This is a genomic window from Corynebacterium gottingense (assembly GCF_003693265.1).
GTDB classification, from domain to species: domain Bacteria; phylum Actinomycetota; class Actinomycetes; order Mycobacteriales; family Mycobacteriaceae; genus Corynebacterium; species Corynebacterium gottingense.
The window spans coordinates 138,150-161,772 of the sequence record NZ_RDRE01000002.1; the positions used below are offsets into that span (position 1 = coordinate 138,150).

Here is a 23,623-nt window from a genome sequence, read left to right on the forward strand (position 1 = left end):
AAGCTACCCCAAAACCGCAGATTAACAACTCCCTTTGCTCAAAAACCGCGACCAATCGCCAATTCGTAGACACCGGTACATTAAAATGTCCGGAAGCTTTCGCAGCCTGTTGAACAATCCTAGAGTGCATATTATTCACCGAGGAGTGTCCTATCAGATGAGAAGCTGTAAGGCTAATTCACACAATCAGTATCCTTTTCTCAGAATTGAGCCGGCGTTCGGCCGTTAACTAGCACAAGTCAACATTTCTTCATTAAGGTTCGGCTTGGGCATCCTCTTAGGCCACGTGAATACCTTAGCCGGGACAGATATGGACAATTCAACGCTTGTCAATAATGCGCTTGCCCCGCAGTGCAACGCGGGACAAGCGCATTATTTTTAGTGATTTTTACCACACTTGGCGCTAGATGAGCCCCTGACTCAGCGCCCACCCGGCCCCTGCAGCGGCAATTCCGCCGAGTGCAAGCAGCACGGCGACTACGATCGCAACTGCAGAAACGGGCTCCTCCTGCTGCCGGGCCGGCTTCTCCGCCTGCTTCTCCGTCGGCGTCTTCGTGTTCAGTTTCGTGGCCGCTGCCGGGGCGCGATCTGTCACGCCGTCCAGCTTGGATTTGGCCATCCGTTTCACCTGCGGCGAGGCGTCGGACTTGAGCACGTCGTTGAGCACGCGCTCCGCCTCCTCAGCGGTGTAGTCCAGCACCGAGAGCTCGTAGCGGTCGGTGAAGACGCTCTCGCCCGAGTGGTTGAAAATCTGCACGTTGACCGGCAGGGTCGGGCCACTGATGCTGTTCGCGTTGCGGATCGGAATCCTCACCTCGCGCTCCGAGCGCTTGTCCTTGATCCCGGCGAGCGTGATCTCCTCGGTGTAGCGCTGCCCGCCCGGGTAGTTGGCCACCAGCGTGAACCGCTCCGCGTCGGCGCCAAGGTTGCTGATGGTGCCCGTAGCAAAGTTCTCTTCGCTGGCGGTCACGATGCCGTTGTCGCCGCTTGCAGTGGTGTCCATCTGGAAGCCGGCCTTGCCCACGTTGGCAACGGCGGCGTTTTCTGCCAGCTTGCGGGGAGTTTTTTCGGACTGGTCGTCGTCGTCGTCAAGCTGCCCGGAGCCCGTCGTCACATTGCCCTGGCCGATGTTAAAGCCAGGCAGGTCCAGATTGGACCAGTCAGCTGGGATGGTGACGGACTGCTCACCGCACCCGCCGCCCTTGACGCAGGCGTTTACCCTCGCGTCGGTCGGTTCCTTGGCGTAGTCGAAGTAGCTGAACTGGTACAGGTAGTTCATCACGGACTTGTACTCCGGCACGTACACGTCCCCCGAGAGCGGGTTGTCGGGCACCTCGGGCCCTGAGTGCCCCAGGCCCAGCGTGTGTCCGAACTCGTGGAAGATCGTGTTGCGAAGCTGCTCCTGCGTGGTCATGTCCTTGTGGTCCGCAATGTAGAAGGCGGAATCGCGGACGAGCGCGACGCCGGAGGAACGGTTCCCCTCCGCCATCTTGTCGCCGATGATGCCAAGGCGGAACACGGCCTTGCGGGGCCCAAGCAGGCGATTGCGCTCGTCGAGCAGGCGCTGAGCTTGCGACTTGTCCTGGAAGTAGTACTGCTCAAAGCGCTCGGTCTTCCCGCCGTGGGGCTCCTCGTAGCCCGCGAGCGAGGCGCTCTGGTAGGTCTCGCCCGCGTCGATGTGCAGCGCAATGCCCTCCTTGGCAAAGACGTCCTCCAGGTCGCGGAGGGTCGAGGTGGAAGGGCGGTACGAGTTAACGTTGGCGGTCGCGCAACCGGCGAATTGCTCGAATTCTTTCACCGTCGGCGCGAAGTCGTCCTTGCGCGCGCAGTTCAGGGTCTCCCACTCTGCCTGCATCCAGTTGAGCTGCAGGAACAGGTCCGGGCGATCGGGATCGGCGCCCCAATTCTGAATCGGCAGTTCGGTCCCGTCCTCCAGCTTCAGGCCTTTGAGCTCCCACTCGTCGCGCAGCCCGTCGCCGTCCGTGTCAATCGCGGACTCTTGCGCCGCCACGCTTACCGACGCCCGCGCCTCCACCGATTCTCCAGGATCCAGCACCTCGATCCACTCGCCGGCCTGGAGCTTCGGCGTCCCTTCGCCGATCCCCTTGCTCTGCTCCTGCGTCAGCTGCTCGCGGGTGCCGGAAAAGTTCGGGTCTGTAAAGGACACGGTGGTGTCGTACCCCTCGGACTCTGGCCCCACCTTGTAGGTGTCCGCCTTCGTCTCGCGGGCGCTCACCTGATAGGGGTTCTGCAGCTCGTTGGCAAGCTCGATGTCCACCTGGCGGCGCTGCTTGCCCGCGTTGCGCGCCCGTACGTCGACGTCGATGCGGTTCCCATAAATACGGAAGGTGCGCGTGATCTCGACGTCCGAGCGGGCGTCCGTGTAGGTGTAGGTGATCACGTCCGCCCCGCCGTCCTTGCGCACGTCGGTTGACGCGCCCCAGTTGGGTGCGAGGTTCTTGCCATCGATCCAGATGTTTGAGTACACGGTGAACTCGTGAATACCCACCGCGGCCGCAGGGTGGACGTAGGCGAGCCGGGCGCGGGAGTCCTTGCGGACCTCGCCGTCGATCCGCCCCTGCTCGGCGTTGGGGGTCTCGCCGTGGACGCGCACGGAGATTTCTCGCTGCTCCGTGGCGGCGGAGGCCTGCGGGACGGCGACGCCTCCGAGCGTGAGGGACGCGCACAGGGCGATGGCAACGGTTTTCAGGGAAGTATGCATGGTATTCACCTTTTAGATCCGGATCCCGAACTGTGAGAGCATCCGACGAATGTGGTCTTGGTTAACGAACGCGGCGTAGCCCACCCCGCCAATCGCGGCGAGGAGGCCGAGGACGATGGGCACCCAGTTGTACCCAGACGATGCGCCCGACGGCGCGTCCTGCGGGGTGGGGGTCACGGTTTGCAGGGCCGGGGCGTCGGCCTCGACATTCTTGATCCGCTGCGAACCGTCCGGGTACGAGACCACCACTGGAACTTGCACCGACTTCTTCTTGGTGACGGTGTCGTCCACGTCGACCGAGAGCTCGCCGGTGCGCTTATCGACGCTCACGTACCACCCCGGCTCGTTGAACTTCTCAGAGAGACCGAAGGTGGTCCCCTTCGGCGCGGTCGCGGTGCCCTTGCTGTCCTTGCTGTCCTTGCTGTCACGGCGTGCTTGCGAATCGGTGGTGACCTTTAGCGGGAGCAGCGCGGTAGTGCCGTCCGGGTACTGGGCGCGAACGCGGACGGTGTACGTGGCGTTGGCGGGCGCGTTCGCGGGAACATCGGCGCGGACCTTGCCGGTGCGCTGGTCAACGTCGACGCGCATGCCTGCGTCGTCCATGAGGACGAAGACGGTGCCCTCGGGGACGGAGCCCTTTGGCTCCGCGGTGACGGCGCGGCCCGTCTTGGCGACGGTTGCTGGGTATGTCAGCGTGGTGCCCCGCTTCGGCGCCGATGCGGTAGCCACGCCGATCCTCGCGGTGATGGTGCGCTCCGACCCGTCCGGGAAGCGGACCCTCACCGGGACTTTGACCGGCTTGGCGTCGGCAGACGGGGCGGTGACGTCGAGCGCGCCGGTGCGCTCGTTGACTCCGACAACCCACCCGCCAAGTCCAGCGTCCTCGTCGAGCGCGTACTCGGTGCCGTCCGGCACGCCCTTGGAGGTGTGCGCGGTGATCATCGTGTGCTGCCCGGGCCCGACCAGGACCCCGGCCTCGTAGCTCGGTGCGAGGCGGTCCGCGATCGGGGACTCGACGATTTCAAACGGGACGATCGCTTCGTCCTCCGACCCATCGGGGAAGGTGATGGCGACTTTCACCTTGATGGTGCTGCCGGGTTTCGCGTCCTTCGGCACCTTCAGCTCCACGCGGCCGTCGCTAGTGACGGTCGCGTTCGGGTTTTCAATGATGCGGTACCCGGTGCCCGCCGGCAACGGCTGCCAGCCGTACTTCTCCGGGGTGATCGTGCGGGTCGCGGCCGGCTTCGGGCTGCTGGCCCGCTCCCCCGCGCGGACGGTGCGCGGTTCGTAGGACACGTCGTACAGCGCAGCCTCAGACTGCGGCTTCCCGACCGTGATGGTCACAACGTTGTGCCCTCCGGTGGAGTTGCGGATCTCCGCCGTGTACTTCCCCGGGGCGACATTTGCCTGCGGGGCTGCTGCGACGGTGCCGTTCTGGTCGACGGTGATCCAGGTGGCGTCGAGAAGCGGCTGCCCGTCTTGGCGGGTAACCCCATCCACGACGAAGGTGACGCCTCTGCCGGCGGCCTTTTGGGGGTTCGCGATCTCGATCTCGCCCGGGCGGACCTCGATGTCGCCCCAGCCGAAGTTCTCAACCGGTGCGAGCGTGGGCTTGGGTGCGGGCTTCTTCGTGGTGGGGGTCGGCTTGGGTGCGGGTTTTGGCGCCGGCTTCTTCGTGGTGGGAGTTGGCTTGGGCGTGGGTTTTGGCGCGGGCTTCTTCGTCGTGGGAGCTGGCTTGGGCTTTGTGGTGGTCTTCGGTGTGGTCTTCTTCGTCGTGGGAGCTGGCTTGGGCGTGGGCGTTGGCGTTGGTGTGAGCTTGACCTCGAGCGCCTCAGTCTCATTGGGCGAAACCACTACGCTCGTAGTGCTCGCTGTATAACCATCCGCAACCACGTCGACGATGTACGTACCCGGGACAAGGCCCGCGGCCACGAACAATCCCTCGCTGTCCGTGGTGGCGGCAACTGCCCGGGCCGGGTCGTCCTCAGGGTGCACCTTCACCATGGCTCCGGCGATCGGGGTATTGCGGTCCGAGACGACCACTCCGGACAGCGCGCCGGGCAGCAGATTGACCTGAACGTCCGCAGACGCCGTCTCGCCCGGAGCGACGGTCACCCCCTGGTGCACGCCGCCCTCGATCGTTTCTGTCGCGGACACGGAGATGTTGTACGGGCCCGGTTTCAGGTCAGGGAACTGGAACCTCCCGTGTCGATCCGTGACGGTTTCATGCTGGCCGGTGCGTACTTTTACCCCGGCGACGGGGGTGCCGGAGGAATCGACCACGGTGCCGGTAATCGTGCCTGGTTTCGCAGCGACAGGGATGTCCCCCGCCCGGTTGTGCTCGGTGGGCTCGACCCTCACGCCTCTGCTTTTAGGCAGCGTGCGCGTCGAGGCTCCGACACGGATTTTTTGTTCCCCCTCCGGCACGTGGGTGAGGGTAAACGTTCCGTTGGCGTCCGTGGTGGTTTCCAACTCGCCGATGGAGACGGGGACGCCCTTGACGGGATTCTGGTGATCGTCGATCACGCGACCCGTCACGCCGATGGGCGTCAGCTCGATCGGGGTCGGAGTGTATTCCTGGCCGCTCGCCACGGTGAGGGAGACTGGCTGCTCGGCGAAGTACCCGTCCAGCGTGCCCGACTTGATGGTGTAGGTTCGGCCTGGTTCCACGTCGGCGAAAGTGACGGTACCGTCCGCGTTGGTGGTTTGGGTTTGGAGGGGTTTGCCGTCGGCGCCAACAAGCGAGACCTCGACGCCCTCGGCCGGCTCGGCGGAGTCGGCGCGCACCACCTTGCTGTGGATGGTGGCGGGCTGCGCGTCGAGCGGCTCCGCAAACCCGCGGGCGCCGACGGATGAGTTGTATGCGCGCCATGGCAACGTGTCCGCGCCGGCCGCGTTGCTGATGAACAGCGCCTCCGCTTGGCCGATGGTCACTGTCTTGGGCAGCGTAATGTCCAGCCATTTGTAGCCTCGGGCGTCCTCGAACCCGTAGCCCGTCAGCGCGCCGAAGTCCTCGGTGACCTTTCCGTTCGTCTTCAGCTGAACCTGATATTTCTCCTCTGCGGGGAAGAACCGATCCACGTTGGAATAGCGGCCCGTTGGCGTTGGGTAGTTCGGGTTCGCTTCCCGGTCAGGCAGGAAGTACATGCGCACGGACCGGACCGATTTCGACTCATAGTCGCCATCCTCGAGTTTGAAGAACCCACCCCAGCTCCGTCGCGCGTTGATGCTTTGATCATCCGTCGTGGCGTAGAGCGCAAACCCGGCTGCCTCATCAAGCACGTCGGCCGCGTGCGCGACCGGGAGCAAGGTGGGCGGCACGGCGACGACACCGGACGCGAGACAAGCAACGACTGTGGCTACGGCGAAATTACGGCTCCGAAAACCCCGCACCATATCAATTCCCAGACTTTCCTTGAGGGCAACACAGGTAACTCCATTAATTTAACTACAGATATGCCTAAACTGCACGTTTGCGGAACGCGGGCCAAATTCCGCGCGAGCGGAGTCGTTTTACTCAGCAAAGGAGGCGCGTGCTGGGTATCGTGAACCGGAGGTGTCGGCGCGCTCAGCGTCGACAAGCTTTTGCATGTGTTGACGGAAAGGTTGTTCGGAAGTGAAGATTGCGGTTCTTGGTGGGGATGGATTCTGTGGCTGGCCGGCCTCGTTGCACCTCTCCGACCTCGGCCACGACGTGGTGATTGTGGACAATCTGTCACGCCGCGCCATCGACGAGGAACTGGGCGTGACCTCCCTGGCCCCGATCGCTTCCATTGAGGAGCGCCTGCAGGCGTGGAACGAAATCTCCGGGCACACGATCGGCTTCCGCCATCTCGACGTCGCGCAGGACTACGAGGGGCTGCTCGCCTTTATCCAGGAGTTCCAGCCGGACGCAGTGATTCACTACGCCGAGCAGCGCGCCGCGCCGTACTCCATGAAGACGCCGCGGGCGAAGCGATACACGGTGGATAACAACGTCAACGCGACGCACAACCTGCTCGTGGCCATCGTGGAATCCGGGCTGGACGTGCACGTCGTCCACCTGGGCACCATGGGCGTCTACGGCTACGGCACCGCCGGGATGGAGATCCCAGAGGGCTACCTGGACATCAAGGTGGACACCGAGGACGGCACCACCGTGGAACAGGAGATCCTCTACCCCACCAACCCGGGGTCGATCTACCACATGACCAAGGTGCTGGATCAGAACATCTTCGCCTTCTACGCCAAGAACGACGAGCTGCGCATCACCGACCTCCACCAGGGCATCATCTGGGGCACCCACACCGCGCAGACGCAGCGCGACGAGCGCCTCATCAACCGCTTCGACTACGACGGCGACTACGGCACCGTGCTCAACCGTTTCCTCATGCAGGCCGCCGTGGGCTACCCGCTCACCGTCCACGGCACCGGCGGGCAGACGCGCGCCTTCATCCACATCCAGGACATGTGCAAGTGCATCCAGATCGCCCTGGAGAACCCGCCTGCCAAGGGCGACCGCGTGAAGATCTTCAACCAGATGACGGAGACGCACCGCGTGCGGGACCTGGCGCAGCTCGTCGCAAAGCTTTCGGGCGCCGAGGTGCAGATGGTGCCGAACCCGCGCAAGGAATCCGCCGAGAACGAGCTGCATGTGAAGAACGACACCTTTATCGGGCTCGGGCTCGAGCCCACCAAGCTGGCGGACGGCCTGCTCACCGAGGTGGAAGACGTCGCGCGCAAGTATGCCGACCGGGCGGACCGCTCGAAGATTCCGGCGCGCTCCCTGTGGACGGCCAAGCAGGCCGCGGGTGTGCCGACCGGCGAGCAGTAACCGCATGCGCATCGCGATTATCAGCGAGGTCTTCCTGCCCAAAATCGACGGAGTAGTCACACGCATCACCCGCCATCTCGACCAGCTGGCAGAGATGGGGCACGAAGTCATCGTCTTCGCCCCGGGCAACCCTCCCACGGAGTATGCGGGATTCGAGGTCGTGCCTATCCCCTCGCGGGCACTGAAGGTTTACCCGGAGGTCAAACACGGCATGCTCGGGCCGAAGGCGATCCGTCGCCTCCGCGAGTTCAATCCCGACATCGTGCATGCGGTCAACCCAATTTGGACCGCGGGGTGGTCAACATTGGTCATTTCGCGCCTCTTCCCTGTCATCGCGTCTTTCCACACCGATGTGCCGGAATACTGCGTCAAGCTGGGCATTCCGTGGGTCAAACCCATTGCGAAGTGGGGCCTTCGCACGTTCCACGGCCGTGCAGCAATCAACCTTGTCACATCTGGTCCGATGATGGACAAAGCTGCTGAGTATCGCATCCCCAACGTTCGCCTGTGGCCGAAGGCCGTCGACACAGAACGCTTGACACCAGAGGCTCGTTCAGTGTCGATGCGCGAGCGCCTGGGCGGCGGCCCGCTCGTGATGTTCGTCGGCCGTATCTCCGCGGAAAAATCCGTCGAGCGCTGCTTCCCCATCATGGAGGAAGTCCGCAAGCGCGTCCCTGGTGCGCGTATCGCGTTCGTAGGCGAGGGCCCGCTGTACGACGAGGTACGTTCCAGCGCCCCCGACTGGGCCGTCTTCACCGGCTACCTCTCGGGGGCCGAGCTCGCTGCCGCCTACGCTTCCGGCGATGTTTTGTTGTTCCCCTCCACCACCGAAACGCTTGGCTTCGCCGCACTTGAATCCTTCGCGTCGGGCCTTCCGGTCGTGGCTGCCAACGCCGGCGGCCTGCCCTTTGTCATTGACGACGGCGAAACTGGCATCCTTGTGGATCCAGATGCGCCGGAAACCACGTGGGCCGATGAAATTGCGCGCGTGCTCCAAGACGACGCATTGCGCACCCAGCTTTCCACCGCAGCCCGGGCGGAGGCGCAACGCTGGACGTGGCGAGCTTCCTCAGAGCAGGTGGTCGATTACTACGACGAGGTTATTCGAAACGCAGGACGGTAACCTCGGTGGTCTCCCCGCCCGCGTATTCGCGGGATTCCGTCGCTGTCCGCACTCTCGCCGAAGGATCAATGTCCTGGTAAGGGTCCACACCCGGACCACAGGCATCAACGCTGCGCGGGTCGAACCACTCGATATTTGCGCGGCCGTCTGCGATCACGCCGATGCCGGAGGCGGTCTCCCAAGCCTGGACATCGCCGTCAATGCCGGGCACGTCGTCTGGGTTGAAGCCGAGGCGCTGCGCTTCGGTCTTGTCCGTGTACGGGCAGAATACGTACGCCCGCTCCACTCCCGGCCCCGCCACATCCGCGACGGTGAAGTCCCCGGCGAGCGCGGCGTCCTGCAGCCCCATTTCGGTGCCGTGCGCACCGCAGCCGGCCAGCGCGAACACGCTGGCAACGGCGGCGAGCTTACGGCGCATGACCCTAGTTACTTGATCTCTTCCGGAGCCTTGCGCTCCGGGTAGATCTTCGGGCGCACGCCCGCGATCTCCTCCACCACGCGCACCACCTGGTGGGAGTAGCCGTACTCGTTGTCGTACCAGACGTAGAGCACCAGGTGGTTGCCGGAGGCGATCGTGGCCAGGCCGTCCACCACGGAGGCGTGCGTCGTGCCCAGCAGGTCCGTCGAGACGACCTCGGGCGACTGGATGTAGTCGATCTGCTGGCGCAAGTTGGAGTCCGTGGACACGCGACGCAGGAAGTTGTTGACCTCCTCCTTCTCCACCTCGGTCTCCAGATCCAGGTTCAGGACCGCCATGGATACGTCCGGGGTGGGAACGCGGATGGCGTTACCGGTGAGCTTGCCCTCGAATTCCGGCAGCGCCTTGGACACAGCCTTGGCGGCGCCGGTCTCGGTCAGCACCATGTTGAGACCAGCTGCGCGACCACGACGGTCGCCCTTGTGGAAGTTGTCCGCCAGGTTCTGATCGTTCGTGTAGGCGTGCACGGTCTCGACGTGGCCGTGCTTGACCCCGTAGCGGTCATTGATCACCTTGAGCACCGGCGTAATGCCGTTCGTGGTGCACGACGCGGCGGACAGCACCTTTTCATCACCAATCATGCCCTCGTTGATGCCGTAGACAATGTTCGGGATGTCCCCCTTGCCAGGCGCGGTGAGCAGGACGCGGTCCACGCCCTTGGACTCGAGGTGCTTGGACAGCCCCTCGCGGTTGCGCCACGCGCCGGTGTTGTCCACCACAATCGCGTCGTTGATGCCGTAGGCGGTGTAGTCCACCTCAGCCGGATCGTTGGCGTAGATCATCTGGATCGGGGTGCCGTTCGCCCAGATGATTTCCTTTTCCTTATCCACGGTGATCGTGCCGTCGAACGCGCCGTGGACAGAGTCGCGGCGCAGCAAGGACGCGCGCTTCACAATGTCGTCCTCGCCCTTCTTGCGCACCACTACGGCTCGCAGACGCACGCCGCCGTAGGCAGCCTCGCGGGAAATGAGGATGCGGGCGAGCAGGCGACCGATGCGCCCGAAGCCGTACAGGACAACGTCGCGAGCCTGCAGCTCAGAGGAGGTCCCGACGACCTCGGCGAGCTCCTCTTCCAGGAACTCGCGCAGATCCTTGCCATCCGTGCGGGAGTAGTTTTTTGCCAGGCGGCCCAGGTCGATCGACGCGGTACCCAGGTCCATCTTGACCAGTTCCTTCAGGATGGGCAGCGTGTCATCAAGTGGCAGTTCGCGCTCGACGATGCGGCGCGCGTAGCGGTGCGCCTTGATGATGTCGATGTCCGTGGCCCCCAGGAGCAGGCGGCCGTAGATAGACGTGACCGCGTTGTGCTCGCGGTGCAGCTGGCTGATCAGCGGGAGCATCTCCTGCGCGAGGGTGAGCTTGTGGTTCCAGTCAGCGGCGGGGGTAGTTGATTGTGTCACTGTAGTCCTCAAATACGGTCGTTGGTGTACGAATCATGTTCGGTTCGGGGGCATTCCGAAGACCCACATGCACCCCTATATTAGCGCGCCCGGCCGCGCGCGATGACGAGAGTTCGCCCTAAAGAAAACCGCGTGTCACCTAGACATTCCCCGGCGCACACATCACACCTTTGATTGGTTCGGTGCCAGTTTCCGCGCACACCCCGGTTCGTACTTTCGCTCAGAGAGGGAGTTCCTGCGGTGCCAACACCGCTACTTCGGCGTAGCATGTCTGCCATGGATTTGAGCTCGCAGCTGAACTACAACATGCACTCCGGCGCGCAGGACCTTCGCGACGCACTTTTCACCCCGACGACGGAGATTCTGCCCGGATCGTGGCAGGCCTCCCTCAACGACCTGAGCTACTCAGTCATCGGCCTGTGGGACTCGATCGTCCGCGCAGTGGAGACGTTTCTGATTTAACGCGTCAGCCCTCCCCTACTTCAGCACCTCCCTGTACTTCTCCGGCGACGGCTGGGGCGCGAACGACGGCGCCTGATCCTTGTCCACCAGCACCGCGCGCACACCCTCCGCAAAGTCCGGCTCTCCGCGCATCAGCTCGCCGAGCACGCGCTCGTTGTCCAGGGAGCCGGCGAGATCTTGGGTGGCGTTAGCGTGAAAAAGCTCGGCCGCGGCGACGAGCGCGGAGGGCGAGGCCTGCGCGGTAAGTTCGCGGACCTTGGCGCCGAACTCGCCGGCGGCGTCGAGGCGCCCCTCAATCTCGGCCCACGATCCGGCGAAGACCTCCTCGATCTGCTCGTACCAACGGGCAAGCCCGCTCTCGTCGGCGGGGAGGGCGAGGGCGTCGAGGGCGGTGACGCCTTCGTCGATAAGCTTTTCTACAAGCCCTTCAAAAGATTCCACCTTGTGCGAGGCCAGGCCGAGCGCGAGCATGTCGTCCGCAGTCATGCGGTAGCCGGTGAGCCCAAGGAACTTCCCGAGTGCGAGCGACGGGCGGGCCGGCAGGTGCTGCAGCTTCCAGGATTGGCCCACGTCCGTGATGTAACCGATGTTCATCTCCGGCATGGAGGCGAACGCGTCCTTGTGCACCACCAGGTGCGAGCCGAGCGCCGAGATCCCCATGCCGCCGCCCATGTCCACGCCGGAGACCAGCGCGATATACGGCTTGGGGTAGTTGGCAATGTAGTTGTTCATCTCGTATTCCTCGGCGAAGAACGCGCTGATCTCCTCGGCCTTTCCGGCGAGGACGCCCTCGCGCGCGTACTTCACGTCGCCGCCCGAGCAGAAGTGCTTGGAACTCGAGCGGACGATCACCTGCGTGATCGCGTCGTTTGCCTCCCACGCGCGCAGCGCCGTGTAGATGCCGTGGATCATCTCGCCGTTGAGCGAGTTCAGCGCCTTCGGCCGGTTGAGCGTGATGATGCCCGTGGTGCCGCGGACTTCGACGTTGAGCAATTCGGTGTTCAAGGATTCAGTCATACTCCCTAGTGTTGCACATCACAGCGAGTGCGGGTGTAGAGACAGCGGGTATGGTGTGAAGAATGAATGCCCCGCGCTTAGTAGCCCTGGATATGGACGGAACGCTGCTCGCCCCCAGCGGGGCGATCCCCGAGCACTTTTGGCACACGCTCGACCGGGCGCGCGCCGCCGGCATCACCGTCGCCCCCGCCTCCGGCCGCCAGCTGGCCACGCTGCGCGCCATGTTCACGCGCAACGAGCCCGACACCTTTATTGCGGAAAACGGAGCCGTGGTCCAACACCTGGGCGAGATCGTGTCCGCCATCACCATGCCGGAGGACACCGTGCGCCGCTTTGTCGACGCCTTCCCGCACGCCCCCTTCACCGCCCACCCCGTCATGTGCACGCCCGAGGCCTCCTTCACGCTCGCCGACACCCCCGCCGAGGTGCAGCGCGAGGTGGACAAGTACTACTTGGCCAACGAGCGGGTCAGCACGCTTGCCGACGCCCCCGCGCACCGCATCGTCAAAATCGCCCTCTTCGTCGACGGCGACGCCGAGTTGGACGGCCTGCCCTGGGTCCGGGAGACGGTGCCGGAGCTCGAGGCGCTCGTGAGCTCCAAGCACTGGCTGGACATCATGCCGCCGGCCGCGTCCAAGGGCGCGGCGCTCACCGCGCTGGCGGCAACCCTCGGCATCGCGCAGGAGGACACCGCCGCGATCGGCGATTACCTCAACGACTTCTCCATGCTGCAGGCCGCCGGCACCGCCGTCGCGATGGGGAACGCGCACCCGGACCTCAAGGCGATTGCGCATGAGGTCATTGGGACGAATGGGGAGCACGCGGCCGTCGATAAGCTTGCCCAATGGGCCAAATGATCGACTTCGCACAACCCGCTGACCTCGTCGCCCCGCAGTTGCTCGGGTGCCTGATCACGCACCGCGGCGTGACGGTGCGGCTGACCGAGGTGGAGGCCTACACGGGCGCGAGCGACCCGGCCGCGCACACGCACCGGGGGAAGACCGCCCGCAACGCCGCCATGTTCGGGCCGGGCGGGCGGCTGTACGTCTACCTGTCGTACGGGATCCATCTCAACGGCAACATTGTCTGCGCGCCGGAGGGCGACGGGCAGGGCTGTCTCATGCGCGGCGGCGAAGTCATCGCGGGCGAGCCGCTGGCGCGGAAGCGACGGCAGCGGCCTGATCGCAACCGGATTCCCTTTGCAAATCTGGCGCGCGGTCCAGGGAATTTAGGGCAGGCGCTGGGGCTCGAGCTCGCGGACAACGGGACGCCAGTTGAGCTCACGCCGCGAGAGACGGAGCCGGAATGGGTGGCCGGGCCGCGCATTGGCATTAGCAAAAACGCAGACGCCCCACTCAGGTTCTGGATCCCGCGCGACCCGACCGTGTCCACGCCGCGCGGGTACCCGAAGCAGTAACGCTACTTCTTCTTCTTTTTGCCCTTCTTGTGCTTCTTGCCGGGCTTTTCCGACTCAACGCGGCGCTGCTCCAGCTTCGCGGCGGCGTCCGGCACGTAGCGGAACTCCTCGCGCGGGGGGCGCTCGTAGTCGGTGATCTCCGGGCGCTCCGGAATCTCCGGCAGGTCCACCTCGACGTGCTCGTAGGGCACCGTGGAAAGGAGGTGCGAGATGACGTTGATGCGCGAGCGCTTCTTGTCCTCGCTCTCCACCGTGTACCAGGGCGCGGACGGGATGTCGGTGTGGATAAACATCTCGTCCTTGGCGCGGGAGTAATCCTCCCAGCGCGTGATGGACTCCAAGTCCATTGGCGAGAGCTTCCACTGGCGCAGCGGGTCCTCCTTGCGGGACTGGAAGCGCTTGTATTGCTCCTCGTCGGACACCGAGAACCAGTACTTGCGCAGCATGATCCCGTCTTCTACCAGGAGACGCTCGAAAATCGGGGCCTGGTGGAGGAAGCGGCGGTACTCCTGCGAGGAGCAGAAGCCCATCACGCGCTCGACGCCGGCGCGGTTGTACCAGGAGCGATCAAAAATCACGATCTCGCCCGCTGCTGGGAGCCGCTCGACGTAGCGCTGGAAGTACCACTGCCCCTGCTCGCGCTCGGTCGGCTTTGGCAGCGCCTCGATACGGCACGTGCGCGGGTTGAGATACTGGGTGATTCGCTTGATCGCGGACCCCTTTCCGGCAGCGTCGCGCCCCTCCATCACGATGACGAGGCGCGCGCCGGTGCGCACGACCCATTGCTGCATCTGCACAAGCTCCGCCTGGAGTCGCACGAGCTCCTGCTCGTACGCCTTTTTGGAAAGCTTCGGCGGCTTCTTCGCCGCATGTTCTTCGCTCATGTCTTTCACCGTACCCAGGATGAAAGCTGCCGAGCAAAATGCTCAACCTAGCGGTTGACCTTGAACTCCGCCATCTCGTCCCACTCGGTCTTGCCCTCGATGAGCGTGTTGATGATGGTCGGGGTCTCCTTCAGGACCTTCGGGAACAGCTCCTGGGCGTCCTTGAAGTGCTGCGAGTTGACGTGCGCCTCAGCGGCGTCGTCCTTGAACGCCTCAACGAGCAGGTACTCCTTCGGGTCATCCTCGGAGCGGTACCAGTTGAAGAAGAGGCAGCCGTCCTCGGCGCGGCTGGCGTTGGTGAACTCCGACACGACCTCGCGGAAGTTCTCTACGTGCTCATCAAGCGGCTTGAATCGTACGTTAATCAAAATCATGTGGACCACCGTACCCGGACTTAGCGGATGGGGTTGCGCGCCAATTGTTCAACAACTCTGCGCTACGCTTGTCTGCAATGTACGCGCTCGCGCTCGGCCCGGTGCATAAAAGGGGGAGTTTCCCCTCCTCCACCCGGCTGTAGCGAGTACCGTAAATATGTTGTCTTCTTCCCCACCTCGAGCCGGATGCCATGCTTGCCCAAAATGTTGCCGCCGAAGTTCGCCGCGCCATCTCGCGTGGCGAGTTTTCGCCTGGCCAGAAGCTCAACGAGGTAGCGCTGGCCGAACGTTTCGGCGTCTCGCGCAACACGCTGCGCGAGGCGTTTGCCATGCTGACATCGGAGGGGCTGTGCGAGCGACTTCCCAACCGCGGCGTATTTTTGGCCACCCCCTCCCCCGAGTTTGTCACGGACACCTACCGCGCCCGCGCCGCCATCGAGCCCGCGGCGTTGCTGTGGGGCGAGCACCTCGACATCGAGCGGCTCACCCTGCTCAACGAGGAAGCACGGGAGGCGATCGCACAGAACGATGATGACCTCGTCTCCGCGATCAATCAGGCGTTCCACCACGTCGTCCTCTCCGCGATGGGGTCCAAGACGTTGGGCGACACGATGGACCAGCTCGACGCCTTCTTGCGCCTGGCCACGCTGCCGATCGTGCAGCACCAGCCCACGTTTCACCGCCAGTTCATTGACGTCAACGAGCATCTCGTCGAGCTCCTGCTCGAGGAACGCCGGCAGGAAGCGTCCGATTACCTGCAGGAATCGCTGGAGGATCAGGGGCGGATGGTCAACGAGCTGATTGCCAAGATCAACAACGGCGAACCGATTTAGCCCACCGCATGCGTGGCGGAGTATAACTGTGTCAGGATCTGCCTGTGGCCCACGAGCCAGCACCCGCCTCGTGTGAGCCGCACCATGCATTCCGTCGCCCACGTTCAATGCTTCAGCTGTGAGAAGGGATGCCGCCTGTGAGCACCACCATTGACCTCAACGCCGACCTGGGAGAAACCACGGCCGGCAACCCCGTCGCCGACGACGCAGCCATGCTCGGCATGGTGTCGAGCGCCAACGTCGCCACCGGCTTCCACGCCGGCGACCCCCACACCATCGCGGCCACGCTGGCTGCCGCCGCGGAACACGGCGTCTCGGTCGGCGCCCACATCGCCTACCACGACCCGGCCGCGTTTGGCCGCCGCTTCGTGGACTACGAGCCGGGCATGCTTGCCAGCGAAACGCTCTACCAAATCGGCGCCCTCGACGCGCTCGCCCGCGCCCAAGGCCTGCAGGTGCGCTACGTCAAGCCCCATGGCGCCCTCTACAACGCGATCGTGCACCACGAGGCGCAGGCCAAGGCGGTCATTGACGGCATCAAGGCATTCGACCGCGACCTGCCCGTCATGTTGCTCCCGGGTGGCGTGGCCTGCGACATTGCTGAGCGCGCTGGGCTGCGCGTGATCCGCGAGGCCTTCGCCGACCGCGGCTACAACCCGGACGGCACGCTGGTGTCGCGCCGCGAGCCGAACGCGGTGATGCATGACCCAGAGCAGGTCGCCCAGCGCGTCCTGCAGGTCGCCGCAACCGGCTCCGTGACCGCCATCGACGGCACCGAGGTGCAGGTGCAGGCCGAGTCCGTTTGCGTCCACGGCGACTCGCCCGGCTCCGTCGAGCTCACCCGCAGCGTGGTCGAGCGGCTCGGCCAGTCCGGAATCACGATCGCGAGCTTCCTATGAGCGTACGCATCACCCCAGTAGGCACCCGCGGGCTCATGGTGGACCTGCCCGACCTGGCCACCGTGATGAACTGGCACGCCTTCCTCAAGGCGAACCCGCTGCCGCGCCAGACCGACGTCATCGCCGCGGCCCGCACCGTGCTCCTCACGTTCGACTCCCCGACGGCGACGCGTGAGGCGGCGGACAGGTTGGCGTCGATAAGCCCGAGCTCCGCCGAGCAGCGCGCACCCCGCGACGTGGAGATCGCAGTGCTTTACGACGGCGCCGACACCGCCTCCCTGGCCGAATCCCTGCACATGAGCGTGGACGAGCTGATTGCGTGGCACACCTCCACGACGTGGGTCGCGGCCTTCGGCGGGTTTGCCCCCGGTTTTACCTACTGCGTGCCGGAGGACCCGGCGCGGGCGCTGAGCGTGCCGCGGCTGACTTCCCCGCGGACCGAGGTTCCCGCCGGCGCCGTGGCCGTGGCGGGCGAGTTCTCCGCGGTCTACCCACGCACCTCGCCGGGCGGCTGGCAGCTCATCGGCACCACGCACACCCCGATGTGGGACTCCGCCGCGACCCCGCCAGCGCTCGTCGCACCCGGCGACCGGGTTCACTACCGTGCCGTTGACGCGCTCGAGGACGCGACCGAGACGAGCCACTACCACCTGGCCACTCCGCCGCGCCGCCCCATCTTTTCCGTGGACGACCCGGGCATGCAGACCCTCTACCAGGACCTGGGCCGGCAGGGCAACGGCAACCTCGGCGTGACCACGTCCGGGTCGGCGGACCGGGCGAGCGCGCGTACCGCCAACGCCGCGGTGGGCAACAAGCGCAACGCCACCCTGCTGGAGAACATCGGCGGGCTGACGCTGACGGCGCTGGCTGAGACGGTCATCTGCGTCACCGGCGCCGACGCGGACGTGACGGTAGGCGGCCGCCCCGCCCTGCTGGCCACGCCGACGATCGTGCCCGCCGGCGCGGAGGTCGTCGTGGCGCCCGCCCGCCTGGGGATGCGCACCTACATTGCGGTGCGCGGCGGGCTCATCGCCGACACGGAGCTGGACTCCGCCGCGACAGACATGCTCTCCGGGCTCGGCCCCGATCCGATCCGCGCGGGTGACACCATCGCCATGTCGCTCACGCGGCCCCAGTCCGCGAACGCGCTGCTGTCCAACCCGCTACGCGTGCGCAAGGAGGGCGCGACCACCACGGGCACCGTCCGCGTAGTGCTCGGGCCGCGCGACGACTGGTTCAGCCCCGCGGCGATCGAGCAGTTCCTCTCCACCACCTACACCGTCACCGCGGAATCCAACCGCGTCGGCCTGAGGCTGGACTCCGAGCAAGGCCTCGAGCGGGCGCGCACCGAGGAGCTGCCCTCCGAGGGCATGGTCGCCGGTTCCGTGCAGATCCCGCCGTCGGGCCAGCCCGTCGTGTTCCTGCGCGACCACGCCGTCACCGGCGGCTACCCGGTCATCGCCACGGTGATCAACGAGGACGTCGACATTGCCACCCAGCTCCCGCCCGGGGGCACCATCCGCTTCGAACTGTTTGAGGAAAAGAATGACTAACGCCACCCCGCACCAGCCGCTTACCGCCGTCCTGATTGCCAACCGCGGAGAGATCGCCGTGCGCATCGCGCGCACCGCCCGCGACCTAGGCATCCGCTCCATCGCCGTCTACTCCGAGCCGGACACCGGCGCGCTGCACACCCAGGTGGCGGACGAGGCCTACCTCCTGCCGGGCAAGACCTCGGCGGAGACGTACATGAACATCCCGGCGCTGATCGACATCGCCTACCGCGCCGGCGCGGACTGCCTGCATCCCGGGTACGGCTTCCTGTCCGAAAACGCCGACTTCGCCCGCACCGTCGAGGAAGCGGGCCTGCGCTGGGTGGGCCCGCCGCCGGAGGCTATCGAGCTGCTGGGCGACAAGCTGTCCGCCCGCGCGCTCGCCGTCAAGGTCGGCGCGCCGCTCGCGCCCGGCACCGGGGAGCCGCTGGAGACCTGGGAAGAGGCGCGCGACTTTGCCGCCGAGCACGGCATGCCCATCGCCATCAAGGCGGCGTTCGGCGGCGGCGGGCGCGGCCTGAAGGTCGTCTTCGACGAGGCCGACATCGAGGAGGGCTTTGCCTCCGCGGGCCGCGAGGCGAAAGAGGCGTTCGGGCGCGGCGAGTGCTACGTGGAGAAGTTCCTCGTCCACCCGCGCCACGTCGAGGCGCAGGTGCTTGCCGACGCCCACGGCAACGTCGCCGTCTTGAGCACCCGCGACTGCTCCACCCAGCGCCGCTTCCAGAAGCTCATCGAGGAGGCGCCGGCGCCGTTCCTCACCGACGAGCAGCGCACCGCCATCGAGGAGGGCGCGCGCGCCATCTGCCAGCAGGCCGGCTACCAGTCCGCGGGCACGGTGGAATACATCGTCTCCGAGGACGGCACGGTCTCCTTCCTGGAGGTCAACACCCGCGTGCAGGTGGAGCACCCGATTACCGAGCAGGTCACCGGCGTGGACATCATCGCCGAGCAGTTCCGCGTCGCCGCGGGCCTGCCCCTTTCCTTCGCCGGGAAGGACCCCGAGGTCAACGGCCACGCCTTCGAGTTCCGCATCAACGCCGAGGACATCACCAACGGCTTCGCCCCCTCCCCCGGCACGATCACCCGCTTCGACCTGCCCACCGGCCCCGGCATCCGCGTCGATTCCGGCGTGATGACCGGGTGGACCATCCCCGCCTACTACGACTCGCTGATGGGCAAGCTCGTCGTCTGGGGCCCGGACCGCGAGACCGCGATGCGCCGCGCCGAGCAGGCGCTCAAGGAGTTCTCCATCGGCGGCGTGCGCACCGTCCTGCCGTTCCACCGCGACATGATCACCGCGCCGGAGCTCACGGGCGACTCGCTCGACGTCTACACCGACTGGGTCGACCACAACTACTCGCCCTCGGCGCAACACGAGGTGGAGGACATTGAGCACATTTACGACGATCGCACGTCCCTGGTCATCGAAATCGACGGCAAACTTCACACCGTCGGCGTGCCGGTCGCGCTGCTCTCCGGCGGCGGAGCTGCGGGCGGTAGTGCCGAGCCGGCTCCTGGTGCGGCTGATGCCGCTGGCGCAGTCACGGTGAAGTACGAGGCCACCATCGTTGAGTGGCTCGTTGCCGACGGCGACGTGGTGTCCAAGGGCGACGCCGTGGCCACCATCGAGGCAATGAAGATGGAGTCCAGCGTGAAGGCCACCCGCGACGGCCAGATCTCCCTGGCGGCGGCCGCGGGCGAGCGCGTGAAGGCGAACGCGACGATCGCCACGATTTCCTAGGGGACGCTAGGGCACCTGGTACTCGGCGTCGTGCACGTCCGTGATGAGCATCTTGCCCGGCGAGTGGCAGATGGCCAGGTCCGGCCTCGAGTGCATGACGATGGACTGCGGGGTCACCCCGCACGCCCAGAACACGGGGACGGCGCCCGCCGGGATGTCGATGGCGTCGCCGAAGTCGGGCTGCCCGAGGTCCTCGATGCCGATCAGTAAGGGGTCGCCCACGTGCACGGGCGCGCCGTGCACCGCCGGGTAGCGCGAGGTGATGCGCACCGCGTCTGCGACCTGGCCGGCCGGGATCGGGCGCATGGACACCACCATGGGGCCCGCGAGTACGCCGGCGGGCTCGCACTGCAGGTTCGTGCGGTACATGGGCACGTTGCGGCCCTGGGCGATGTGGGCGACGGGGACGTGGGCGTCGAGAAGCGCCCGCTCAAACGTGAATGAACAACCGATGAGGAAGCCGACCATGTCTTTCGTCCAATACTCGGTGGCGTCGGTGGTTTCCTCGGCGAGCTCGCCGTGACGGTAGATGCGGTAGGCGGGGATGTCCGTGCGGATGTCGCCGCCCTCCATGAGGTGTGAGCTGACCTGGCCGGGCTCGAGGACGCCAATGACGGGGCACGGCTTCGGGTTGCGCTGCGCGAACAACAGGAAATCGAAGGCGTGCTGCTTGTCCACCGCGATCAGGTTGGCCTGCACGTTGCCCGGCGCGAAGCCTGCGGTCGTGGTGACGTTGTGCTCGCGGAAGTAGGCGCGCGCCTCCGCCGGAGTCATGGCTGCCGGGTTTATGCCCACAGCGCGCCCAGCTTCGTCAGGGACATCACGCCCAGGACGACGGAGCCGAGCAGCACAACGAAGCCGATGATGAGCAGCGACTTCGGGTACCGGTACCCCTTGAGCAGGTCCGGGCGGCGCCACGCGGCCCACATGACCACGGCGAAACCGATGGGCAGGATGATGCCGTTGAACGCGCCCGCGAAGATGAGCAGCATCTGCGGCGCGGCGCCCATGAGCAGGTACGCCACCGCGCACACCACGATGAAGGAGACGGTAAGCAGGTTGCGGGTGCGCTCCGAGGTCGCTTGCGTGGTGACGAAGGAGACCGAGGTGTAGGAGCAGCCGATCACCGAGGACAGCCCGGCCGCGAAGAGGACGAGGCCGAACGCGCGCAGGCCGAACTCGCCGGCCGCCTGGTAGAAGGCGTCCGCCGCGGTGTTGTCCTCGGACAGCGCCACGCCGGTGGCCACCACGCCGAGCACGGCGAGGAAGAGCAGCACGCGCATGATGCCAATGACGATGATGCCCAGCACCGAAGAGCTCGTGATTTGCTTGATGTTTTCCAAGCCCGAGTTACCGGAGTCAATGAGGCGGTGGACGCCGGCGAAGGTGATGTAGCCGCCGACGGTGCCGCCGATCAGGGTGGTGATGGTGAGGAAGTCGACGCGCTCGGGCAGAACAGTCTGCTTCAGCGCCTCCCCCACCGGCGGCTGCGAGACGATCGCCACGTAGAGCATGAGCAGGATCATGATGGCGCCGAGCACCACCACGATGCGATCCAGCGCCACGCCGGCGCGCTTGGACAGGAAGACGAGGACGGCGATCGCCGCGGAGATGCCGCCGCCGATCTTCGGGTCCAGCCCCAGCATGGCGTTCACGCCCAGGCCGGTGCCCGCGATGTTGCCGATGTTGAAGACCAGCCCGCCGATGAACACCAGCGCCGCCATGAACCAGCCCAGGCCAGGCAGCACGATGTTGCCCAGCTCGTTGGCGCGCAGCCCGGAGATGCCCAGGACGCGCCACACGTTGAGCTGGATCGCAATGTCCACGATGATGGACAACAGGATGGCAAAGCCGAGTGCTGCGCCCATCTGGACGGTAAAGACCGAGGTTTGGGTGAGGAACCCGGGGCCGATGGACGAGGTCGCCATGAGGAAGACGGCGCCGACCATCGCGCCGATCCCCTTGCCAGAGCCTTGCGCGGTTTCTCTGGTCTGCTGCTCTTGAGTGGCCATTGCGGTGACCCCCATTTCGTTATACGCGGGAAAGTGACCCACGTAATGTTAGGCGATCATGTGACTTACGCGCCACTGCGGCCTACCCCTCGAGCTGCTCACCCAGCTCCAGCCACTCTATCTCCAGCTCGTCGCGCTGGTCTTTCAGCTCGCCGACCTGCCTCGTCTTCGCCCCGATCGCCTCGAAGTCGGGCGCGTCCTGCGCGGACATCGCAGCAATCTCGCCCTCCACGGCGGCGATCTGCTCGTCCGCCTTCGCGATCTTGCGGTCCAGCGCCTTCATCTTCTTCTGCAGCTCGCGTGCCTCCTGCGAGCTCAGGGCCTGTTGCTTCTCGACGCCCCCGTGCTCCTTCTCCCCCAAATCCAGGGGACCCGACGACGTGGACGTGGCCGCGCGCCGGTCCAGGTACTGCTGGATCCCGCCCGGCAGGTTGGTCAGCTTCCCGTCGCCGAACAGGGCGTAGGTGACGTCCGCGATGCGCTCGATGAGGTAGCGGTCGTGCGAGATCACCACGAGCGTGCCCGGCCAGGAGTCGAGCAGATTTTCCAGCTCCTGGAGGGTGTCGATGTCCAAGTCGTTGGTTGGCTCGTCCAGGAGCAGCACGTTCGGCTCGCTCATGAGCACGCGGGTCAGCTGCAGGCGCCGCCGCTCGCCGCCCGAGAGGTCGCGCACCGGGGTGCGCTGCCGCTTCGGCGAGAACCCGAGCCGCTCGGCGAGCTGGGAGGCGGAGATCTCCTTGTTGCCCACGTGGACGTAGTTGGCCACGTCCTCCACCGCGTCGATGACGGTGCGGGAGGGATCCAGGTCGTCGAGCTCCTGGCGCAGCCACCCGATGCGGGTGGTCTGGCCTTCGACGCGTTTGCCGTCGTGAAGCGCGTGCTCGCCGGCGAGGGTGCGCAGCAGCGTGGTCTTGCCGGAGCCGTTGACGCCGACGAGGCCGATCCGCTCGCCCGGGGCGAGGCGCCAGGTGAGGTGGTCCACGAGGGTCCGGCCGTCGGGGGCGTCGATGCGCGCGTCCTCCAGCTCGATGACCACCTTGCCCTGGCGCTGCTTGGAAAAGGCCATGAGCTCGATCGAGTCGCGCGGGGCGGGCACGTCCGCGATGAGCGCCTCGGCGGCCTCGATGCGGTAGCGGGGCTTGGAGGTGCGGGCCGGGGCGCCGCGGCGCAGCCACGCGAGCTCCTTGCGCGCCAGGTTTTGCCGGCGTTGCTCAATCGCATCGGCTTGGCGGGCGCGCTCGGCGCGGGCGAACGTCCAGTCGTTGTAGCCGCCCTCGTACACGTCGACCGTGCCGTCGTGGACCTCCCAGGTCAGGGTGGCTACGGTGTCGAGGAACCAGCGGTCGTGGGTGACCACCACCACGGCGAGCTTGCGCGAGAGCAGGTGCTCGGCCAACCACTGCACCCCCTCCACGTCCAGGTGGTTGGTCGGCTCGTCGAGCACGATCAGGTCCAGGTCCTGCACGAGCGCGGCGGCGATGTTCACGCGGCGACGCTCGCCGCCCGAGAGGTTGCCCACCTGGGTGTCCAGGCCGAGCTCCGCGACGCCGGTGCCCTGGAGGACCTCGCGCACCTTGCTATTCGACGCCCATTCGAACGTCTGCAACCCCAGCGGCTCCACCACCGCCTGGCCCACGGTGAGCTGCTCGTCCAGGTCGAAGCGCTGCGTCACCACCGCCATGCGCAGGTCCGAATTGTGCGACACGCGGCCCGCGTCCGGCGGCTCGATGCCGGTGAGCACCTCGAGCAGCGTGGTCTTGCCGCCGCCGTTGACGCCGACGATGCCGATGCGGTCGCCGGTCTGCACGCCGAGCGAGACCCCGTCCAGCAGGGTCTTCAGCCCCCACGTCTTGGACACGTTTTCCAGATTGATCAGATTCGCCATAACGAACCTG

19 protein-coding genes are annotated in these 23,623 nt (G+C 65.8%); 9 read left to right on the plus strand and 10 right to left on the minus strand.

Going from position 1 to position 23,623, the window contains the following annotated elements:
* Positions 1-403: 403 nt before the first annotated feature.
* On the minus strand, positions 404-2,722 hold the full coding sequence (locus EAW56_RS02285) for a hypothetical protein (RefSeq protein ID WP_095276923.1): 2,319 nt from the start codon (positions 2,720-2,722) through the stop codon (positions 404-406).
* 12 nt (positions 2,723-2,734) lie between these two features.
* The gene (locus EAW56_RS02290) at positions 2,735-6,043 is read right to left on the minus strand and encodes a Rib/alpha-like domain-containing protein (RefSeq protein WP_167457378.1); all 3,309 of its coding nucleotides are present in this window, start codon (positions 6,041-6,043) and stop codon (positions 2,735-2,737) included.
* Between the two features lie 295 nt (positions 6,044-6,338).
* On the opposite strand from EAW56_RS02290, the gene EAW56_RS02295 reads away from it, so the two are divergent.
* Positions 6,339-7,535, plus strand: coding sequence for an NAD-dependent epimerase/dehydratase family protein (locus EAW56_RS02295; RefSeq protein ID WP_122084861.1), 1,197 nt, complete (start codon positions 6,339-6,341; stop codon positions 7,533-7,535).
* Positions 7,536-7,539: 4 nt separating this feature from the next.
* Positions 7,540-8,658 carry a glycosyltransferase family 4 protein gene (locus tag EAW56_RS02300; RefSeq protein ID WP_122084863.1) on the plus strand — a complete coding sequence of 373 codons (1,119 nt, stop codon included), beginning with the start codon at positions 7,540-7,542 and terminating at the stop codon, positions 8,656-8,658.
* On the opposite strand, the gene EAW56_RS02305 is transcribed toward EAW56_RS02300, so the two are convergent.
* Positions 8,636-9,076, minus strand: coding sequence for a hypothetical protein (locus EAW56_RS02305; protein ID WP_122084864.1), 441 nt, complete (start codon positions 9,074-9,076; stop codon positions 8,636-8,638). The genes EAW56_RS02300 and EAW56_RS02305 overlap by 23 nt on opposite strands.
* 8 nt (positions 9,077-9,084) lie before the next feature.
* Positions 9,085-10,536 carry a glyceraldehyde-3-phosphate dehydrogenase gene (locus EAW56_RS02310; RefSeq protein WP_095535715.1) on the minus strand — a complete coding sequence of 484 codons (1,452 nt, stop codon included), beginning with the start codon at positions 10,534-10,536 and terminating at the stop codon, positions 9,085-9,087.
* A 276-nt stretch (positions 10,537-10,812) separates the two neighbouring features.
* On the opposite strand from EAW56_RS02310, the gene EAW56_RS02315 reads away from it, so the two are divergent.
* Entirely contained in the window at positions 10,813-10,998 is a 186-nt protein-coding gene (locus tag EAW56_RS02315; RefSeq protein ID WP_122084866.1) for a hypothetical protein, read from the plus strand.
* A gap of 15 nt (positions 10,999-11,013) precedes the next feature.
* Here the strand turns inward: EAW56_RS02315 and EAW56_RS02320 are convergent, their stop codons facing one another.
* A complete protein-coding gene (locus EAW56_RS02320) occupies positions 11,014-12,015 on the minus strand; it encodes a 3-hydroxyisobutyryl-CoA hydrolase (RefSeq protein WP_095535717.1) in 1,002 nt (333 codons plus the stop codon).
* A gap of 62 nt (positions 12,016-12,077) precedes the next feature.
* Between EAW56_RS02320 and EAW56_RS02325 the strand changes: the two genes are divergently transcribed.
* The gene (locus EAW56_RS02325) at positions 12,078-12,872 is read left to right on the plus strand and encodes an HAD family hydrolase (RefSeq protein WP_095535718.1); all 795 of its coding nucleotides are present in this window, start codon (positions 12,078-12,080) and stop codon (positions 12,870-12,872) included.
* The gene (locus EAW56_RS02330; protein ID WP_095535719.1) at positions 12,869-13,432 is read left to right on the plus strand and encodes a DNA-3-methyladenine glycosylase; all 564 of its coding nucleotides are present in this window, start codon (positions 12,869-12,871) and stop codon (positions 13,430-13,432) included. The genes EAW56_RS02325 and EAW56_RS02330 overlap by 4 nt, the downstream gene beginning before the upstream one ends.
* A 2-nt stretch (positions 13,433-13,434) precedes the next feature.
* On the opposite strand, the gene ppk2 is transcribed toward EAW56_RS02330, so the two are convergent.
* Positions 13,435-14,316, minus strand: a complete 882-nt coding sequence (gene ppk2 / locus EAW56_RS02335) for a polyphosphate kinase 2 (protein ID WP_095537708.1) — start codon at positions 14,314-14,316, stop codon at positions 13,435-13,437.
* A 47-nt stretch (positions 14,317-14,363) separates the two neighbouring features.
* A complete protein-coding gene (locus EAW56_RS02340) occupies positions 14,364-14,690 on the minus strand; it encodes a putative quinol monooxygenase (protein ID WP_095276950.1) in 327 nt (108 codons plus the stop codon).
* A gap of 191 nt (positions 14,691-14,881) precedes the next feature.
* On the opposite strand from EAW56_RS02340, the gene EAW56_RS02345 reads away from it, so the two are divergent.
* From EAW56_RS02345 to EAW56_RS02360, 4 genes are all read left to right on the plus strand, one after another.
* The gene (locus tag EAW56_RS02345) at positions 14,882-15,523 is read left to right on the plus strand and encodes a GntR family transcriptional regulator (RefSeq protein WP_095535721.1); all 642 of its coding nucleotides are present in this window, start codon (positions 14,882-14,884) and stop codon (positions 15,521-15,523) included.
* Positions 15,524-15,651: 128 nt separating this feature from the next.
* On the plus strand, positions 15,652-16,422 hold the full coding sequence (locus EAW56_RS02350) for a LamB/YcsF family protein (protein ID WP_095535722.1): 771 nt from the start codon (positions 15,652-15,654) through the stop codon (positions 16,420-16,422).
* Positions 16,419-17,975: a 5-oxoprolinase subunit B/C family protein gene (locus EAW56_RS02355; protein WP_095535723.1), complete on the plus strand. Its 1,557-nt coding sequence runs from the start codon at positions 16,419-16,421 to the stop codon at positions 17,973-17,975. The genes EAW56_RS02350 and EAW56_RS02355 overlap by 4 nt, the downstream gene beginning before the upstream one ends.
* The gene (locus EAW56_RS02360; RefSeq protein WP_095535724.1) at positions 17,968-19,716 is read left to right on the plus strand and encodes an acetyl/propionyl/methylcrotonyl-CoA carboxylase subunit alpha; all 1,749 of its coding nucleotides are present in this window, start codon (positions 17,968-17,970) and stop codon (positions 19,714-19,716) included. The genes EAW56_RS02355 and EAW56_RS02360 overlap by 8 nt, the downstream gene beginning before the upstream one ends.
* A gap of 6 nt (positions 19,717-19,722) precedes the next feature.
* Here EAW56_RS02360 and EAW56_RS02365 read toward each other — a convergent pair whose 3' ends face one another.
* The 3 genes from EAW56_RS02365 to EAW56_RS02375 form a co-directional block, all read right to left on the minus strand.
* Positions 19,723-20,511, minus strand: coding sequence for a putative hydro-lyase (locus EAW56_RS02365; RefSeq protein ID WP_415528278.1), 789 nt, complete (start codon positions 20,509-20,511; stop codon positions 19,723-19,725).
* Positions 20,502-21,665 (minus strand): NRAMP family divalent metal transporter, encoded by a 1,164-nt coding sequence (locus EAW56_RS02370; protein ID WP_198947128.1) that lies wholly within the window; start codon positions 21,663-21,665, stop codon positions 20,502-20,504. The genes EAW56_RS02365 and EAW56_RS02370 overlap by 10 nt, the downstream gene beginning before the upstream one ends.
* A 145-nt stretch (positions 21,666-21,810) precedes the next feature.
* The gene (locus EAW56_RS02375; RefSeq protein ID WP_122084871.1) at positions 21,811-23,613 is read right to left on the minus strand and encodes an ABC-F family ATP-binding cassette domain-containing protein; all 1,803 of its coding nucleotides are present in this window, start codon (positions 23,611-23,613) and stop codon (positions 21,811-21,813) included.
* Positions 23,614-23,623: the final 10 nt, after the last annotated feature.

Bases quoted from the DNA above. Each gene is read 5' to 3' on its own strand.
- EAW56_RS02325 (WP_095535718.1), top strand. From the start codon at position 12,078: ATGAATGCCCCGCGCTTAGTAGCCCTGGATATGGACGGAACGCTGCTC.
- EAW56_RS02340 (WP_095276950.1), bottom strand. From the start codon at position 14,690: ATGATTTTGATTAACGTACGATTCAAGCCGCTTGATGAGCACGTAGAG.
- EAW56_RS02345 (WP_095535721.1), top strand. From the start codon at position 14,882: ATGCTTGCCCAAAATGTTGCCGCCGAAGTTCGCCGCGCCATCTCGCGT.
- EAW56_RS02300 (WP_122084863.1), top strand. From the start codon at position 7,540: ATGCGCATCGCGATTATCAGCGAGGTCTTCCTGCCCAAAATCGACGGA.
- EAW56_RS02375 (WP_122084871.1), bottom strand. From the start codon at position 23,613: ATGGCGAATCTGATCAATCTGGAAAACGTGTCCAAGACGTGGGGGCTG.
- EAW56_RS02355 (WP_095535723.1), top strand. From the start codon at position 16,419: ATGAGCGTACGCATCACCCCAGTAGGCACCCGCGGGCTCATGGTGGAC.
- EAW56_RS02370 (WP_198947128.1), bottom strand. From the start codon at position 21,665: ATGGTCGGCGCCGTCTTCCTCATGGCGACCTCGTCCATCGGCCCCGGG.
- EAW56_RS02305 (WP_122084864.1), bottom strand. From the start codon at position 9,076: ATGCGCCGTAAGCTCGCCGCCGTTGCCAGCGTGTTCGCGCTGGCCGGC.
- EAW56_RS02315 (WP_122084866.1), top strand. From the start codon at position 10,813: ATGGATTTGAGCTCGCAGCTGAACTACAACATGCACTCCGGCGCGCAG.
- EAW56_RS02350 (WP_095535722.1), top strand. From the start codon at position 15,652: ATGCCGCCTGTGAGCACCACCATTGACCTCAACGCCGACCTGGGAGAA.
- EAW56_RS02320 (WP_095535717.1), bottom strand. From the start codon at position 12,015: ATGACTGAATCCTTGAACACCGAATTGCTCAACGTCGAAGTCCGCGGC.
- EAW56_RS02330 (WP_095535719.1), top strand. From the start codon at position 12,869: ATGATCGACTTCGCACAACCCGCTGACCTCGTCGCCCCGCAGTTGCTC.
- EAW56_RS02360 (WP_095535724.1), top strand. From the start codon at position 17,968: ATGACTAACGCCACCCCGCACCAGCCGCTTACCGCCGTCCTGATTGCC.
- EAW56_RS02285 (WP_095276923.1), bottom strand. From the start codon at position 2,722: ATGCATACTTCCCTGAAAACCGTTGCCATCGCCCTGTGCGCGTCCCTC.
- ppk2 (WP_095537708.1), bottom strand. From the start codon at position 14,316: ATGAGCGAAGAACATGCGGCGAAGAAGCCGCCGAAGCTTTCCAAAAAG.